Origin of the sequence: Rhizobium sp. SEMIA 4085, from assembly GCF_013004495.1 — a bacterium.
GTDB classification, from domain to species: Bacteria; Pseudomonadota; Alphaproteobacteria; order Rhizobiales; family Rhizobiaceae; genus Rhizobium; species Rhizobium gallicum.
In genome coordinates this window covers 1-15759 of the sequence record NZ_JABEPH010000110.1, presented here as the reverse complement: position 1 = coordinate 15759, position 15759 = coordinate 1, and the positions used below count along the sequence as shown (strand labels likewise).

Genomic DNA, 15759 nt, shown 5'->3' with positions numbered 1-15759 from the left:
GCTCTGGATAGGTCTGCGCGGATGCGCCGTTTGCGAGAAGCGAAACGGCAACTGCCGCCGTCATGCCAAGCATGGCCTTCAGGATTTTCATCTTTTTCCTCCCTGATGAAAACAAAATACCACCGACGCTTCCCACGCGCCAATGGAGATAGGGCCATTAGCACGCTCCGAACCGGCTACGGCAATCAGCCCCGCTCCGCCGTTTGCCCAAATTCCGCATGGGTGCAGCGCAGCATGGGTCGATTCGGACACAAACGGGTTTAGCGATGTGTGGAAATCCACCCATCGCTCTACTCGGAAACGAGCAGTTTCTTGTCGAGGCCGTATTTCTGCATCTTTTCGTACAACGTCTTGCGGGAAATCTGCAGCGACTCGTAGACCGGTTTGAGGCTGCCGCCATGTGCAACAAGGGCGCTCGCGATCACGCTGCGCTCGAACTCGGCAACCCGATCGGCAAGGCCGCTCACCTCTCCCAGGTGCCGCTCGCCGTCGAGGCCGAGCACGAAGCGGTCCGCTGCATTGCGCAATTCGCGCACGTTGCCGGGCCAATCCCGCTGGGCGATGTCGGAAATCACCTCGGGTGGCACTGCCATCTCGTCGCGGCCGTAGCGTGCCGCTGCCTCGCGGACGAGCTGGAGGAACAGCAGCGGGACATCCGGCCGCCGCTGCGCCAACGCCGGTACGTGCAGTGTTACGACATTTAGCCTGTAGAGGAGATCGGCGCGGAAACGTCCCGCAGCGACTTCGGCTTCGAGATCGACCTTGCTGGTCGCAATAAAGCGCACGTCGAGCGGCACGACCTCGTTCGAGCCGAGGCGGGAAATGACCCGCTCCTGCAGCACTCGAAGAAACTTTGCCTGGAGGTCAAACGGCATCGATCCGATTTCATCGAGCAGGATCGTGCCGCCGCGCCCGTGCTCGAACTTGCCGTAACGCGGCCGCACCGCACCGGGAAAAGCGCCTGCCTCATGGCCGAAGAGTTCGCTCTCGATGAGGTTCGCAGGCAGCGCCGCGCAGTTGATCGCGATGAACGGCCGGCTCGCACGGGCACTGATGTCATGCAGCGCCCGGGCAACGACCTCCTTGCCTGCGCCGGTCTCGCCAACGATCAGCGTGTCTGCGTCGCTCGCCCCGATTGCCCGGATGCGGTAGCGTAATTCCACCATCACCTGCGTGCGGCCCGGCAAACGCGCCTCGATATCGTCGCGCTTTCCGGCGACGGCCTTGAGCAGCCGGTTTTCCAGCACGAGGCTACGGCGTTCCATGGCTCGCCTTATCACTCCGGCGAGCATTTGCGGCGTGAACGGCTTTTCGATGAAATCATAGGCGCCTTCGCGCATTGCCTTCACTGCCAGTTGCACGTCGCCATGGCCCGTAACGAGGATGACAGGCACTTCCGCATCGATCTCGCGGATCTTCTGCATCAAAGTCATGCCGTCGGTGCCCGGCATTCGGATATCGCTGACGACGACCCCGGCGAAGCTATAGCCGATCAGCTCCAGCACATGGTCGGCATGGGAAAACGTTTCGACGTTGAAACCCGAAAGCTCCAGCGCCTGCGCCGTCGACCGGCGCAGCTCTTCCTCATCGTCAACCAGCAGGATCTTCTGTTCGCTCACTCGGCCGCCTCCGGCATCATGCCCGCCGCCGATTGCAGATCGATGCGGAACACGGCGCCTCCCTCCGGATGATTGGAGGCCGCCAGGCTGCCGCCGAAATCCTTGATGATGTTGTAGGAGATCGAAAGCCCGAGCCCCAGTCCCTTGCCGACGCCCTTGGTCGTGAAAAAGGGATCGAAGATGCGCTCGGCAATCGCCGCCGGTACGCCGGGTCCATGATCACGGACCGTCAGCACCACCTTGCCCTTTTCTTCGAGGGCCGTCACCTCAATCCGCCGGTCCTCGATCCCTTCGACCGCATCGGCGGCGTTCGAAATCACGTTGACCAGCACCTGCTGCAAGCGAACGGAACCGGCGCGGACGACGGGTGGGCGGATGCCAAGATCGACCCGCAGGTCGGCATCCGCCGCCTTCAGCCGCCAGGCGATGATCTCCAGCGTATCGCGGATCGCCTCGTCGAGCGGCACCGGGCCGAGCTTCTCGTTCGGCTTGCGCGCGAAGTTGCGCAGATGCTTGCTGATGGATGCCATGCGGTCGATAAGCCCGCCGATGCGCTGGATATTGTCCTGCGCTTCTGCAGTCCGCCCGCGGTCCAGGAGCACGGCCGCGCTGTCGGTATAGGTCTTTGCGGCGGCAAGCGGCTGGTTGAACTCGTGGGACAGTGCCGCCGACATCTGGCCGAGGCCGGCAAGCTTGCCTGCCTGTATGAGATCGGCCTGCGTCTGGCGAAGCTGTTGTTCGGTCAGCCGCCGCTCGGCGATCTCCTCTTCTATGCGGCTGTTGACGCGGGCAAGGTCGGCCGTGCGCTCCTCGACGCGCCGCTCCAGTTCGTTGCGCGCTTCGGCCTGCAGATGCATGCGCTCGTTGAGCCGCATCCGCCGCTGCCGGAGAATCGCGATCGCCAGCCCGGCGATGCAGAGAATGAGGAAGACGGCGCCAAGCGCGGTGCGCGCCTGCGTGCGAATGGAACCGGTGTCCATCAGCACGTTCACGGTCCAATCCTCGGCCAGCATATAGTGCGAGAGCACCAGATATTCCTTTTGAACACCTTCTTCGACAAGCGACATCAACTCATGCTCGTCGAAATGGCTGCGCGTGATCGGCAGCGCGGTCAGCCTCGCATTCGCGTAGCGGCGGGACGCCCCGGTACGCGCGATGCGGTCTGCGGTCAGGGGCAAAATGCCGTTATAGAGCCAATCCGGCTTGCCCGACATGAATATGATGCCCTCGGGATCCGATACGAAGAGGCGGTATTCCCCGCCGCTCCACGATGCCTCGATCATGTCGATATCGACCTTGAAGACGATGACGCCGCGGATTTCCTCGCCTGCATAGATCGGCGAGGCAAAATAATATCCGCGTTTCAGCGAGGTGGTTCCTAGCGCGTAGAACCGGGACTGGCGCCCGGCAACGGCATCCTGGAAATAGGGGCGATAACTGAAATTCTCGCCGACGAAGCTGCCCGGAAGGTCGAAATTGCTTGCCGCAATCGTCTCGCCATCCGGCTTGATCACATAGATATCGGAGGATTTTAGAAGTCCGTTGATTTCCTTGAGATAGAGATTCGCCGCATCGCGCAGCGCCTGGTCCTGCGGGCGGCTGACCAGTTCCTTGATGTTGTCGTGATCGGCAATCAGCGCCGGAAGCGCCTCATAGCGGCTCAGGTGGCCACTGAGTGCGGAAACCGCGAGCCGCAGCGCAGTCCCCGCCTGCGATGACGCCTCGCCCATATAGGCGCGTGTTGCCACCGCCCCGCCATAATAGAAGAACGCGAAGACGACGAACGGCACCGAAAACAGTGCGGCTATCAGCCTGTATCTGGACGACAGGTCCGCCTCCTCCCCTTCCTGCCTCCTCTCTTGGGAGGCATACCCGACGCTCCAAGTCTAATGACCGGATAACGGATTTCCAAGAGGCGCCTTGCCTTGACTCACCCTGGGTCCGGATGTCCAATTGCGCCAACGCGATGAGGACACCCCGCATGAGCGACGAGCACCCCCCCGCCGACAGCAAACTCACCACTTCGAAGCGCCGCTGGGCCGCCGAAGGCAAGTTCCTGACAGGTCGCATCAGCCGTCCGCAAACCGAGCGCCTGCCCCCCGGCCAGCATCTCGTCAAGAACTGGCCCGTCCTCGATCTCGGCCAGCAGCCGGTCATCTCGCTGGACACATGGCGTCTGGAAGTGCGTGGGCTCGTCGAGACACCGCTGGACCTCACCTGGACGGCCTTTCAGGCGCAGGAGCAGCGCACCAAGGTCAGCGACATTCACTGCGTCACCACGTGGTCGCGCTATGACAACAAATGGAAAGGCGTTTCGACACGCGATCTTCTCGATCTCGTAATGCCGAAGCCGGAAGCCAATTACGTCATGCTGACGAGCTATGACGGCTATACGACCAACCTGCCGCTTTCCGATTTCGCGGCCGAGGATGCGATTCTCGCGACATCATGGGAAGGCCTGCCGCTGACGCGCGATCACGGCGGCCCCATGCGCTTGGTCGTGCCGCATCTCTACTTCTGGAAAAGCGCCAAGTGGCTTCGCCGCATCGACCTCATCCCGGCCGACGAGGCCGGCTTCTGGGAAAAGAACGGCTACCACATGTACGGCGACCCATGGCGCGAGCAGCGTTATACGGACGACTGACCGCGAAGCAGGCGCTTGGCCGCTAAGTACACGCCGAAGAGAATGCTCACAAGCGCCGATAGCGACGCCATGCTTGCCGCGTGCATTGGAATTTCGCTCCAGCGCGGGCGCACGATATCCGCCGTGTTGAACGCCTCGCCGCTGTAGCGGCAGGTGATCAGCGAAAGCCCGCGCCGCACCATCTCGGCATCGGCATCCGCAATGATCGCCGATGCGGCCTCCGCTTCCTGCGGCATGGCGCGCATGGCGATCAGCACGGCCTTGGCGGCCGCCAGATAAGCATGGGCGCATTCGTTGAACGGGCTCCGCTCATCGGTGACGCTGCCGGGCATCCGCCCCCAGAAGCAGTAGGAATACTGGATCTGCGCGTAGTTCAGCACGCGCCTGAACGGCTCGTTCGTATCGGTCGCCTGCGAGGCGAGATCGATGATCCGGTTCCGATAGCCGGCGATGACCGCCATCTCGCCATGCGAAATTTCGGGGATGGGGATGCCGGCATGGCTGCCAGCGGAACTGCTGCTGTGCGCTGAGGCGTTTCCGGCGGCGGAAAAAAGAAGTGCTGCCAGACCAAGTGTCGCCAGCCCTGGCTTTGCGCAATTTCGATAATGAGATCGCTGCAACATTTCCAGGCTTTCCCTCATCCCTGTGACACACGGGAATGAGGAGTTCTCTTTTGACGAGCCACGACGAGGCAATGCACCAGGCCCGGATTACCGGAATGCCGGACGCAGCCGCTTTTCCGCCAGCGCTCCGAAGACAATCCCAAGCGCCGCCCACAAAATGAAATGCATGCCGAGCGAGGCCGTGCGAAAACGCCAGAGCACCATGGCGGAATAATTTTCCGGCACCTCGTTGATTGGCGGCAGCAGGTACTGAACCAGGCCCACGAAGACGAGATAGGCGGCACCCGCGAAAATCGCCGCATTCCAAATGCCGAAGCGCGCAGAGAGATTGCGCGCCAGCGCCACTGCGGCAATCAGCGAGGCGACGGAAACGACGATCATGAGGAAGAACACCTCGGTGCGCACGCCAATCGTATCGGGATTGCCGACCGCAGGCGGGTTGGCAGGGTACTTGATCGCCGGAACGAGAACGATCGCAACAAAGGCGGCGAGCGCGATCACTGCGGCCGTGCCGCGAGCGCCGAGCCGGCTGAAACGCCCATGAACGAAGGCGAAGGCAAGAGCAAAGAGGCCGCCAACCGCAATCGCATAGGTCATGACGCCGGTGAAGAGGCCGAGGCCGGCCTGTGTGGCGCGACTGACGAGTTCCGGTTCAGCGGTTTCGCCTGCGGCCTGGGCAGCGGCTTGTTCGAAGGCAATCGCCTGATCGACCAGCGGCTCACCGAATGTATAGGCAAAGGCAAACACCAGGATGCCAGCAATTCCCCCCGCGAGCATGCCCCGGAGCAAAAGATTTCCAACCATGTCTGTCGTCCCTTTAGTGGCAGGGAAAGCCGAGAAGGTGGCGGCCGTCATGCACGAATTCGTGGACGTAGCCGCCGGAAAACAGCGCCATGGCACCCTCTTCCGTGCCGACGAAATAGATGGCGATGATCATCAGCAAGCCCCCGAAGATCGCCCAGGGCAGGATTTCTCCTACCGGGATCGGCGCAGGTGCTGCGATGGGCTGAAGAGCGGTGTCAGACATGTTTTCCTCCTGGAAGACGCGTTCAGTCGAAAGAGCGTTGTACGGTAGGGTCTGACTTCCAGCCTGCTTTCGCATCCTGGTCACAGTGGCGCGACCGCGCCGGATTTTCACCGGCTTCCAAACCCGCAACATGATCGTTATATCTGCGCGCGGAGAACTGTCAACGAGACTTGATCTCGCTCCCCATCGCAATTCCGGAGATTGAAGGAACGTGCATACCCGGCTCACCTGGATCTGCCACGGCCCGACAAGCGCTGGTCGCAACGGTCGCTTTCCACTCGATGAACCGCTTGAAGAAAGCGCCGTCGCTGAGACGCGGGCAATTGCCGGCCGGCTGCAGCGCGCCGATCGCGTCCTGACCAGTCCGGCGCTGCGCGCGCGCCAGACTGCAGAAGCGCTCTCGCTCGGCTCTCTTCCCGATCCGCTGCTTGCCGATTGCGATTACGGCAGGTGGGGTGGGGTGGCGATCGCCGATCTGCAAATGCAGGAGCCTGAAAATCTGCTCGCCTGGATGAGCGATCCGGAATCTGCCCCGCATGGCGGCGAAAATATCAGGCAGCTTGCAGGGCGGGCAGCCCAATCGATGGAAACGCAATCGATACTCGGCGGCCACGTCATCGCCGTCAGTCACGCCGCGCTCATCCGCGCTGCGATCCTGAACGTGCTTCAGGCGCCGCTTTCCTCGTTCTGGCTCGCGGATATCGAACCGTTATCCATCCTCCGCATGACCCATAACGGCCGCCGCTGGGCGCTTCGCTTCGGCGACTGAAGCCGCTATGTCGCTAATTTTTCAACGAATAAATTAGATCAGCCTTAGGCAAGCAAGTTGCGTCATAGCTATTGAACCCGGTTTACCGGGCGCTAAGTCCTTGCCGCGAGGAGACCGGCCATGACCTATGATTGGAGTGGGGAGCGTACACGGCGTGTGCGTCTGTTGCGGATCGCGACCGCCGTTATTCTCGTCGCCCTGGTTGTCAGCATTCCGTTGCTGATGACATAGGCGAAAAAGGCGAGCAGCCGTCAAACTGCTCGCCTTTCTTTAGCTCTGTCGGACGGAACGCACACAGCACTCTGCGATCAAGCGATGATCGCCGGGATTCTGGACTGTCGGGACATTCCCTTTTGTGCTTGCCCTTAGTGCTTGCCCTTAGTGCTTGATGGTCGTCCCGGTCACCGACACTGGATCGCTGGCCGGAAACGTATCCTCGAGCCCCTCGTCAAGCTGCTCCTCCAGGGTCAATCGATCATGGGAGGCTCGCGCGCTCAGCCTGACGCTCATCGTTTCACCCTCCGGGGCCGTGGAAGATGCGATCTGGCCCATCAGCTCCTTTGCCTTTTCTATGGCATTTTGCCGATTGAGCGAGCGTTCAGCGTCGTTCTTCAACTGCACGGAAACGACCTCGCCGCCGTCGCCGACGAATTCGACCGTAAAGCCGGCCTTCCCGCCGCCAATGGGGGTAACCTGTGTTCCAACGACCTGCATTGGGGATTTCCTCTCTTTGAACGCCAAAAGGAAAACGAAGATACCGCCGGCTTGGTTCCAAGCATTGAGGATCAGCGTGGCTACAGATTGGAGTGCCCGACCTGAGCGATAGGTGAAGTTTTGTACCGGACACATTGGTAACACTTTTCGCTTTCCCCGGACGCGTTGTGTCGCATTCGCATGCCTCTTGGACGGCGAAGGGATGAGCTCGATATCTGTCGCGGTCAGTTCCAGGTCACTCTTGACCGCATAGTCGCTCATTTGCCCATACCTTGATCGGTATTCTGGCAGCCGCCGGGCGCAAAAGCGTTTGTTCCGATCCTTGACGCCGTGAAGTTTCGATGGCGAAAGGGACTGGAAGAATTATTTCTCGGCGCCATTTACTGAATTCTAATAAAGGCAATGGAGTTTAGGAGCATGGCTCGGTGAGGTCCCACGTTTTATCAGCCCGAGAGGCGTCGAAATCGAAGGCAACGGCGATATCGACACGCTGAGAAAGCCGAAGACCTCGCCGGTCATGCTCCTAAGCAGCAAGTGGCCAGTGGCTCTATGACTTCCCTGGGGTAGTACGAGTTATGTTGCTGCGCGTCCTGTCACGCGATGCGTGTGATGACGCACTGGGAAAAGAAGCCCCGCAAGGGGACGGGGCTCAAGATTTGATGAGCAGCGCCCTAGAGCGGGCGACGTCGGAAAGTACGCTTCATAGCTCGCATCTTCAAGATGCAGAACTAAGGCTCAAAGCTGCGTCCATGGCCAAGTCTCCTCGTTCAAAGCCTCTCCTTTCCACCGAAGGGCCCCTCCGGCGGCGTGCATCGGCGGCAAACGATCGCCCGCGCCGTGCTGGTTAAGATGATTGCGGCCGTGCGGCATGTCGTCTACGCCGAGCCTTCGTGGCCATGGACGACGTGTTTTTCAGGCGAACCGGGGGCCGCGTGGCGAGGTGATCGCAACGGCGAGGTGGTAAACCTCTCTTCCGGATTTTTTGCAGCGGCACTACCCGCAGCTCATGGCCCCCCTGGAATTCCAGATCACAAGCCGGCGCGGAATTCGAAACACCTCAAAAGCTGCGATTCGGCCACTCTGGCAGACTTCGATCGCGCGGAACGCTTCATCTATCTGCAGTAAACCCGTCTGCGGTGGAAGGTCGCGGGGCTGTGGCCATAGTGGCGCGACGGGCTAGTCTTCTGACCTTCCGAAGTGCCCGCCATAGGCTTCATCGTAACGGTGGAGCGCATTCAGATAACCTGAAAGCGCTTCGGCCATAGGACGCGACAAGCCGGTCTGGAGATGGCTCTTCCAGGTGGCTGTCTCATCGGTGTCACTGTCGACAACACGGTATTTGGCGTTGCCCTCTGCCTCAATCCGATACTTCATGACCTAGTCACCCAGCAGATTTTGATGATGAACTGGACATCGCCAGAACGGTTTCAACCGCCCTGGTCTAACAGTTCGAGCGGCGAAGCAGATTAATTAGTCCGGCCTACCTGGTTCCGAATATCATGTCTCGAAAGGAGAGCGAGCCACACGCTTATGAGCACGCACTGCTTCTGCCAGCACAATGACAGGCGATCAAAAGAGAGCAAACTAGCTAAAACGGCTTAGGCCCCTCGTGCCTTCGGCGGAGGCGCCGGGTTCTCCGGAAGCCGAACGGCTCGCCCTCAGGGCGTCGATAATCGCCGTAGCGGTCGATTCATCAAGACGTCTTAGCGGCAGAGTTTCAGCAATGACAGCGACCCTGTGCGTCTGCGTATCGACAATCGACCACCTGCCATCCGCGTCGCGTCTGGCACAATACTGCGGGCGTATGAGCATATTCACGTCGGCCTCTGCCTCTCGGTCATGCTCACGACTAGCTCTTGCAAACTATCTTCGATTGTGACGCCGTGCTGATAGAAATAAATGATCTGGCTTGCGAGTTCGACGCGGTCATAATCGCTCGTTATGTGTCCGGTTGCGCAGATATCATCGAAGACTCTCCTGCAGATCTCAATATCTTCGGTAGCGAAATAGCCTCTGCTCATGCTCGGTTCCCTAAACTCCTAAGAATTCCCAGAGAAAAGCCCGACGGAAGAGGGCGGCCTTCACGAGAACACATCGTGGCAAGGGCTCGTCTAAGAGAGGGCAAAGCGAGCCCAAGCCACTGGCTCAGTACTTAAGGGATCATCCCCACAGCACTGCAGGTCACGCAGCTTCAGCGACTGGTGGGAAGATGAAACGCGTGATCGCAATAAACCGGCAGGGGAAGGAAAAGTTCCCAAGTGACCTTGCCTCTAAGTGAGGGTCGGGCGACCGCATGTCTCCCGGCCATTTGTATTTCGGCTAATATTCTTACGTCGTCATTACCGCGAATTTCATTTTCTTTTTAAGCATTCCCTGATGTAATCATCAGATGGCCAAGTCTCCAGCCTCAAAGCCGCTGCTCGCATCCGATAAGCCGGTTCGATCCCGGCCTCGCAAGCCACGCGATCCAGCGCAGCCGAACCTTCCCTTCGATCCTATGCCGGACCGCATCGAGCCGTGCCTGGCGCTTCTTAAGCCGAAGCCGCCGAGGGGCGAACAGTGGGTTTACGAAATCAAATGGGACGGGTATCGCCTGGCAGTGCATATCGAACCTCAGCGCGTGCGCATCATCACGCGCGGCGGCCATGACTGGACGCATCGTTTCCCCGCCATCGAGCGGGCCGCCAGGCAGCTCGGCGTGGCGACGGCGATCCTCGATGGCGAGGCAATCGTGGTGGATGAGCGTGGCCGGTCCGATTTCGGGCTGCTGCAGCAATCGCTCGGCGGCCGGGGCGGCAAGCGGACTTCCGGCGAAGCGCTCTTCGTGGCGTTCGATCTGCTCTATTTCGACGGGCATGATCTGCGGCAACTGGAGCTATCTTCGCGACGCCATCTGCTCGAAGGGCTAATCATCGATCGGGCGGGCGTCATTCGGCTGTCGGAGGAGTTCGAGGCGGACGGCGACAGGCTGCTGGAGCTTGCCTGCGAGCATGGGCTCGAAGGCATCATCGCGAAGGATCGCCGTAGCGAGTACCGCTCCGGCCGTCTCGGCGACTGGGTAAAAATCAAGTGCCTGGAGAGCGACAGCTTCGTGATCGTTGGCTATGAGCTTTCCACCGTCGCGCGGGCCGGCATTGGCTCGTTGCTGCTGGCAGCGCGCAAGGGTAACGGCCTGGTGTACGTCGGCAATGTCGGGACCGGCTTCAACGAACGTGCGGCGCAGGAGCTGCGCGAAAAGCTCGATCGGCTGAAGGTCACGAAACCGGCGGTCACATATGACGGAAGGCGCAAGGGGCTGGTCTGGGTGCGGCCGACGCTGATTGCCGAGATCGAGTATCGCGCGTGGACGCACGATGGGAAGCTGAGGCATGCCTCCTACAAAGGTCTGCGGGATGAAGAGGACGACGCTGTGATTTATGTGCTGGGCAAGTAGCGTTCGTCGACTCGCCTTTGAAGGCTCTTCGAGCATAAGACGATGAAGGCATCCCAGTTTTCAAACGCCAGGGTGATGAAGGCATGTCGGTTGCCGAGATCTGCCGAAAAGCGGGGATCAGCCAGGCGACCTATTTTAACTGGAAGAAATATGCCGACATGCTGCCACCGGAGATGAAGAAGCTGAAGCAGCTCGAGGACGAGATTGAAAAAATCGTCGCGGATCTGACGCTGGATCGGGAGATGTTTCAGGACGTCATCCGGCGAAAAGCTCTAAAGCCTGCGCGCAAGCGAGAGGTGGTAAAGCGCATGTGCCGCTATTGGGCCGCTTAGCCTGGTGACGAGATCCTGCGCGCGGGTGGCAGAGCCAGAACGGGCGAGGATCTTGTTCACGACGACAAGCCATTTAAACGAAGGCACGCCTCGTAGTGCTCTTCTACCTTCTGCGTTGCCCTGCCGGCCGTCTCGCTCCAACCCCAGCGTGGCCTGACGATCATCTTGATGCGCGGATCATAACCGCCGGCCCAACACCATCGGCCAGTCATCATTCCCACGCACTCGTAGAAAATTCGTCCAAACTGGATGTTGCCGTCCCAACCGCTGTAGTCTTGATCGTGTTCCGCCGGCCAAGTCATCCGCCATCGATACTTCGGCTGGTATTCAAGCTCTGTCATGGCATTTCCTGATGCACAAAGGCGAGTGGTGAGGCACGTCGACATCGAAATTGTTCACCGCACACCTTCCGCACTGTCTTAGTCTTAACACCGTTCAGGTGAACGTTGTTCCGGACACAGCCGGCGCAAGCGAAGAAGGCGTGTCTTATGGATTGGGCAATCTTGCAAAGCATACGCCAGATTCGTGATGAGCCGCTTTGTGCATTCATTTGATCACCCGAGGATCGAGGCAGAACCGCGGGTCTCCAACAATGTCTTCGGCGTCGACGGGCTATCTCCGAAACGCTCGACTGTCATGCCGCCGTCACAGGTCGAATCCGACTCGATCGCGGAGCCCTCAGCCTGCGTTAGGCATGCCAACCCTCGCCGGTGCTCAATGAGATTTTGTGCCGGGACGCAGGCGTTCGTCTCTCCGATCGAACGGAATAAACCGCCTGTCTTCGTAGACTCGCAGATAGTCTGAGTGAATGGGATCTGCCAACTTCCGCGATTTCATGTAGGCCAGTGCTGAACATATTGGCCCGCCGGCGACTGGTTCCACGTCTATCACCACTCGCAGGTTCCCCGGTATGCCGATCGATTCCAGCCGATCCAACCTTGCTATCGTATCCTCGCCACACTCATAGTGTTCACCGACGACGTGATGGCCAATGCCTGGTTCGTTGAACATCATCGGCGCGAACCAAGGACCGGCAATGAGCATCGGATAACATTGTCGAGTCCTGGAAATCCCGAGAAACTTTGCACCGGAAAGTCCCTGCTCATGGAGAGGGAAACCTTTCTTAAGGGTTCCAAAAACGAACACATCCTGTGTCATCCGGATCAGCTCTGATGCGGTTTCGGCTTATTCGATCGCAAGTTTGGTGCGATCCTGATTGCAGCATTTCGGTCCTGCCGAGACAACGGCGGCACTCAGTCGCGTTTCATTGCGGGAGGCGCCGTCGCGAGGCTCTTTGCCGCGTCTGTTTCGGGCAATCCCTCTACCCTTTCATTGTCCGGTTGGTCCTGGCGCGTCGGTGGCGATCTTTCTGGGCGACTGCGGGCTGGGGTTTTACCGCGTTTGCCGGCAGTCGCACCGGGCGGGTCTTCACCTACCGGCCGGATTGGCTCGAGCTCCATCTCTGGTGGATGCACCTTATTGCGGTCTTCGATGGGGTCGTTGGATTCCTTTTGCATGATCGGGGCCTTTCTTCAATGCTAACAATCCTCACAGGACGACCATGACCCGCCTTTAGCCGTGCCGATCCTGCGCTTCAGTCAGAGAATCGCCGTAGAGGCCGACGATCGAAAACGTGCCGAAGTTGCCGCAGCACTCAATTGCCGGACGAAGGACATGCGCGCGATCGGTCCCCAGGACTTTGTGTGACGTTGACGCGGTCAAGCCGTGAGTCCCAGCCTTGCCATGCAGCAAGGTAAAGGCTTTCATGTTTTCGCCTGCCTTTCGATCTCGAGCGCGAAACCGATGCCCCGTCTTGCAGCTTTTTGAATTGGCACGTGCCGTGCAAGAAGACCGACTTCGTCGTCCCTTTGTCTTGAAATTCAAGACCGCCAAACCACGATCGGCGGGAGTTGTTCCATTAGAAAACGAGACGGATTTACTTGGCAGGAAAAGTCCGCCTTAGGCTTGTTCAGCCGCCGAATCGACAATGGGGCATGAAATGGCTTTTGGTCTTGATCCTTAATGTGGCAACGCCCCGGCACCTCAGCTGCTGATGTCGGATTGGAATTTCGACCCCTACCTGCTGGTTTCGATAGGCATTGCGGCTCGTTGACCTGGCTGCCGGCGCGTCGGGCGGCGGCTGCCGCGATCGCTCTTTCCACTTGTCGCCTTCGTTTCCCCTTTCCATGGCTAAGTTCAACATTGCTCTCGGCAAGGGCAATTCATCATATCGTACTGATCTCGCTCGTTGCGCCGCTTGCGGGGCGCTTTATCTTTAGCCGGGCGATGCTCCTGGATCGAGTGCCGACGATATTCATATTCGTCTTTCACACGACAATGCTTTGGCTATGGCATTTGCCCTTGCCCTATGCCTGGGCGCTCTCGGGAAGCACTCCTTACTGGATCATGGAAACACCGCGGCGGCGTGGCTTTAGAAGGAGATGCTCTACGGCCGACAGGCGGTGCACTTGTTGTCTGCGCCGCAACGCTTCTGCAGATGACAGCCGCTTGGCGCGTTCCTCTGCGTCTCGTCCTCTGTTCAATCCGCACTACCTGACCTCGCTGACCTATAGTCTGTCACCCCTTGAAGATCAGCAACTCGCAGGCGACGATGCCCGGACCAAGGCCCTTGTTCAGCAGATGGTGCCGGACCATCAGAAAACGAGCAGCGAGCTCAAGGCGCTGATTTCCGGCGGAAGGGTACAGGCGCAGCTGCCAGGCGCCGTGACCAGCGCCCAGCGGGGGATATGCTCGACAAGTTGAAGGGCCCTCAAGGCGATGATTTCATCAAGCAATATCATTCCGATCAGGAATCCGCGCACGAGGACGCGATCGACCTCTTCAAACGCTTTCGCGAAGGCGGCGACAATGCGGAGCTGAAAGCTTGGGCAGCAAGCACGAGGCTGCGCTCGAACATCATCTGCAGATGGCGCTCAAGTTGCGATGAAGCATTTGCATGATTTGCAGAAAGCGGAAATGCTCCCGGAACCTTCTTCTTTCATCAAGGTTAGGCGGCCGGACATTGGGAGCCTATGCGGATGAATTATCTCTGGCTGTTTGCAGTGGCAGGAGGAGCAGCACTTCTAGGCATTGCTCTTGCTTTCGGAATGATAACGCAGGACGGACGACGGTCTGTCTTCGCCATAGCGGGCGCTTTCATCGTTGCTATCGGCGCGCTGGGATTGGGCGTCTATATCGCCAAGGCGCCGACGGCGCCGGTTCTCGCCTCTGACAGAGAGCAGACGCAGCAAAGGCTTCCGGCTGCTGCAACGACGGAGAAGGATTTGCCGGGAAAGTGACACGCCAAACAATCGCCGATCAGCAAGCGTTCTGGCTAAGGCCATAAGCGCTCATCGGCAGGAGGTGCATCATGACGAATTTTGCGGCTGTCTCGGAGCGTGAGTTCGCCTTGGCTCTCGAGGCTATGACGGACGACGAGCTTTTCGAACTGATGGCTGAGCTGGAGAAGCAGAGTGAAGCATTAAACCGAACCTCGGCGACCGATGAGGTCTTCGCGAAAATCGCCCTCACGGAGAGCGCGATCGAAAGGCGGTTTCCCGGCCAGATGTTGTTGCCATACAAGGAATGGAAGAACAGGCCCGACCATTTGACGCTGCAATAGCGCCGATATCTTATAAAGAGATCTGAGAACTACTGGACCGCAGCCAATGAGCGATGGCCGGGGTCGTGAACGGCACGATAAAGAGTGCGGCTCCCTTCGCGTCACAAACGTGGATTTTGCCCGCTGAAGTATCTTTCCCCGAAAGCACGGCTTGGCCCATCAGCGCTCATGCGTCGCGTATCGCCTCGCGTCCTCGAGCGTCGCCAGCTCGGTGCTTCGAAGCCGGCGATCGTCCCTGCAGCGGAAACAATGTTGAAGTAAATCTCGGCATCGGCCCCCCCGATGGTTGTGGAATCCATGCCAATTGCGGATTAGCTCCTCAAAAAATGTCGCCGGGCACCTCGGGTCGAACTGGAGCATCAATGGGGAATCCTACCGTTTACCGGCGTTGAGATCAGCCAACATTTTGCGAGGCTGGAGGGGTTCTCCGATGATCTTCTCCAATCAATCGTCGTCGGCTTTGGCGATCGACATGATCGAGGCTCAGATCGCCTGGAGCAGATGGTTGAGCGCCGGATACTGATCGACGGCGCTGCTTTCAGCTTCCTTGTCGCAGATCGCCTGAAGTTCACCAACGATTTGCCGCACCACAATCTGCCGATCGACGAGAGCAGTCGCATCGGCGGTAATCATTGATATAGCCGAGTCTGTCCATCACAGCATATTGGTTTCGCTGATTTCGAAAGTCGAAGGCGAGTGCCCGGATCCCGGCGCTTTCGCCGGGATAGATAAGTTCATGAAATCCATATGCATGTACCGCATCAAGCCGCTAAGTTTACGCTGATCTCGAATGCCGCACTCAAACCAAGAGACAAGTTCCCTGGCGACATACTGCGCCGCCGGACTGGCAATCCCGTATGATTTTTCCGCGCACCATTCCTGTAAAACAGCCTGCAACATGGCGACGTCAGCAGACCGCAATGCCGGCTTGGTAATTCCTGAATGCTGCGTCATCGTATTCCTCCCAGTATAAGGC

Annotated in this window: 16 protein-coding genes, 3 pseudogenes and 1 riboswitch; of the genes and pseudogenes, 7 read left to right on the top strand and 12 right to left on the bottom strand. The window is 59.1% G+C overall.

Annotated features, from left to right (window positions below):
• Window positions 1-290: 290 nt before the first annotated feature.
• Together C9413_RS13505 and C9413_RS13500 are read right to left on the bottom strand one after the other, a co-directional pair.
• A complete protein-coding gene (locus C9413_RS13505; RefSeq protein ID WP_039845957.1) occupies window positions 291-1619 on the bottom strand; it encodes a sigma-54 dependent transcriptional regulator in 1329 nt (442 codons plus the stop codon).
• Window positions 1616-3349: a sensor histidine kinase gene (locus tag C9413_RS13500; RefSeq protein ID WP_281408637.1), complete on the bottom strand. Its 1734-nt coding sequence runs from the start codon at window positions 3347-3349 to the stop codon at window positions 1616-1618. Before C9413_RS13500 ends, C9413_RS13505 begins: the two co-directional genes overlap by 4 nt.
• A gap of 251 nt (window positions 3350-3600) precedes the next feature.
• On the opposite strand from C9413_RS13500, the gene C9413_RS13495 reads away from it, so the two are divergent.
• Window positions 3601-4263: a sulfite oxidase-like oxidoreductase gene (locus C9413_RS13495; protein ID WP_039845959.1), complete on the top strand. Its 663-nt coding sequence runs from the start codon at window positions 3601-3603 to the stop codon at window positions 4261-4263.
• On the opposite strand, the gene C9413_RS13490 is transcribed toward C9413_RS13495, so the two are convergent.
• The 3 genes from C9413_RS13490 to C9413_RS13480 form a co-directional block, all read right to left on the bottom strand.
• The gene (locus tag C9413_RS13490) at window positions 4248-4886 is read right to left on the bottom strand and encodes a hypothetical protein (protein ID WP_039845960.1); all 639 of its coding nucleotides are present in this window, start codon (window positions 4884-4886) and stop codon (window positions 4248-4250) included. The genes C9413_RS13495 and C9413_RS13490 overlap by 16 nt on opposite strands.
• 87 nt (window positions 4887-4973) lie before the next feature.
• Complete coding sequence (locus C9413_RS13485; protein WP_039845961.1) at window positions 4974-5690, bottom strand: CbtA family protein; 717 nt, start codon at window positions 5688-5690, stop codon at window positions 4974-4976.
• 13 nt (window positions 5691-5703) lie between these two features.
• Window positions 5704-5913, bottom strand: coding sequence for a CbtB-domain containing protein (locus C9413_RS13480; protein WP_039846959.1), 210 nt, complete (start codon window positions 5911-5913; stop codon window positions 5704-5706).
• Window positions 5914-5962: 49 nt separating this feature from the next.
• Window positions 5963-6032: riboswitch (cobalamin riboswitch) on the bottom strand.
• Window positions 6033-6124: 92 nt separating this feature from the next.
• Between C9413_RS13480 and C9413_RS13475 the strand changes: the two genes are divergently transcribed.
• A complete protein-coding gene (locus C9413_RS13475) occupies window positions 6125-6682 on the top strand; it encodes a histidine phosphatase family protein (protein ID WP_039845962.1) in 558 nt (185 codons plus the stop codon).
• A 378-nt stretch (window positions 6683-7060) separates the two neighbouring features.
• On the opposite strand, the gene C9413_RS13470 is transcribed toward C9413_RS13475, so the two are convergent.
• Together C9413_RS13470 and C9413_RS13465 are read right to left on the bottom strand one after the other, a co-directional pair.
• Window positions 7061-7396: a hypothetical protein gene (locus C9413_RS13470; RefSeq protein WP_039846960.1), complete on the bottom strand. Its 336-nt coding sequence runs from the start codon at window positions 7394-7396 to the stop codon at window positions 7061-7063.
• Between the two features lie 1176 nt (window positions 7397-8572).
• The gene (locus C9413_RS13465; protein WP_039845963.1) at window positions 8573-8770 is read right to left on the bottom strand and encodes a hypothetical protein; all 198 of its coding nucleotides are present in this window, start codon (window positions 8768-8770) and stop codon (window positions 8573-8575) included.
• A 1015-nt stretch (window positions 8771-9785) separates the two neighbouring features.
• On the opposite strand from C9413_RS13465, the gene ligD reads away from it, so the two are divergent.
• Together ligD and C9413_RS13455 are read left to right on the top strand one after the other, a co-directional pair.
• Window positions 9786-10829, top strand: a complete 1044-nt coding sequence (gene ligD, locus C9413_RS13460) for a non-homologous end-joining DNA ligase (RefSeq protein WP_039845965.1) — start codon at window positions 9786-9788, stop codon at window positions 10827-10829.
• Window positions 10830-10879: 50 nt separating this feature from the next.
• Window positions 10880-11143: pseudogene (locus tag C9413_RS13455) on the top strand (transposase); the annotation flags it as partial.
• A gap of 74 nt (window positions 11144-11217) precedes the next feature.
• Here C9413_RS13455 and C9413_RS13450 read toward each other — a convergent pair.
• The 3 genes and pseudogenes from C9413_RS13450 to C9413_RS13440 form a co-directional block, all read right to left on the bottom strand.
• Window positions 11218-11502: a hypothetical protein gene (locus C9413_RS13450; RefSeq protein WP_039845966.1), complete on the bottom strand. Its 285-nt coding sequence runs from the start codon at window positions 11500-11502 to the stop codon at window positions 11218-11220.
• 373 nt (window positions 11503-11875) lie between these two features.
• Entirely contained in the window at window positions 11876-12319 is a 444-nt protein-coding gene (locus C9413_RS13445) for a gamma-glutamylcyclotransferase family protein (protein WP_039845967.1), read from the bottom strand.
• Window positions 12320-12769: 450 nt separating this feature from the next.
• A pseudogene (locus C9413_RS13440) lies at window positions 12770-12896 on the bottom strand (glutathione-dependent formaldehyde dehydrogenase); the annotation flags it as partial.
• A 740-nt stretch (window positions 12897-13636) separates the two neighbouring features.
• Here C9413_RS13440 and C9413_RS13435 point away from each other — a divergent pair.
• The 3 genes and pseudogenes from C9413_RS13435 (at window position 13637) to C9413_RS13425 (ending at window position 14783) form a co-directional block, all read left to right on the top strand.
• Window positions 13637-14108: pseudogene (locus C9413_RS13435) on the top strand (DUF4142 domain-containing protein).
• A 91-nt stretch (window positions 14109-14199) separates the two neighbouring features.
• Window positions 14200-14460, top strand: coding sequence for a hypothetical protein (locus C9413_RS13430; RefSeq protein WP_039845969.1), 261 nt, complete (start codon window positions 14200-14202; stop codon window positions 14458-14460).
• A gap of 71 nt (window positions 14461-14531) precedes the next feature.
• Window positions 14532-14783 (top strand): hypothetical protein, encoded by a 252-nt coding sequence (locus C9413_RS13425; RefSeq protein ID WP_039845970.1) that lies wholly within the window; start codon window positions 14532-14534, stop codon window positions 14781-14783.
• Window positions 14784-15266: 483 nt separating this feature from the next.
• Here the strand turns inward: C9413_RS13425 and C9413_RS33275 are convergent, their stop codons facing one another.
• Both C9413_RS33275 and C9413_RS13415 read right to left on the bottom strand, forming a co-directional pair.
• Window positions 15267-15416 carry a hypothetical protein gene (locus C9413_RS33275; RefSeq protein ID WP_166677532.1) on the bottom strand — a complete coding sequence of 50 codons (150 nt, stop codon included), beginning with the start codon at window positions 15414-15416 and terminating at the stop codon, window positions 15267-15269.
• A gap of 21 nt (window positions 15417-15437) precedes the next feature.
• Window positions 15438-15737 (bottom strand): hypothetical protein, encoded by a 300-nt coding sequence (locus C9413_RS13415; RefSeq protein WP_052451604.1) that lies wholly within the window; start codon window positions 15735-15737, stop codon window positions 15438-15440.
• Window positions 15738-15759 lie beyond the last annotated feature (22 nt).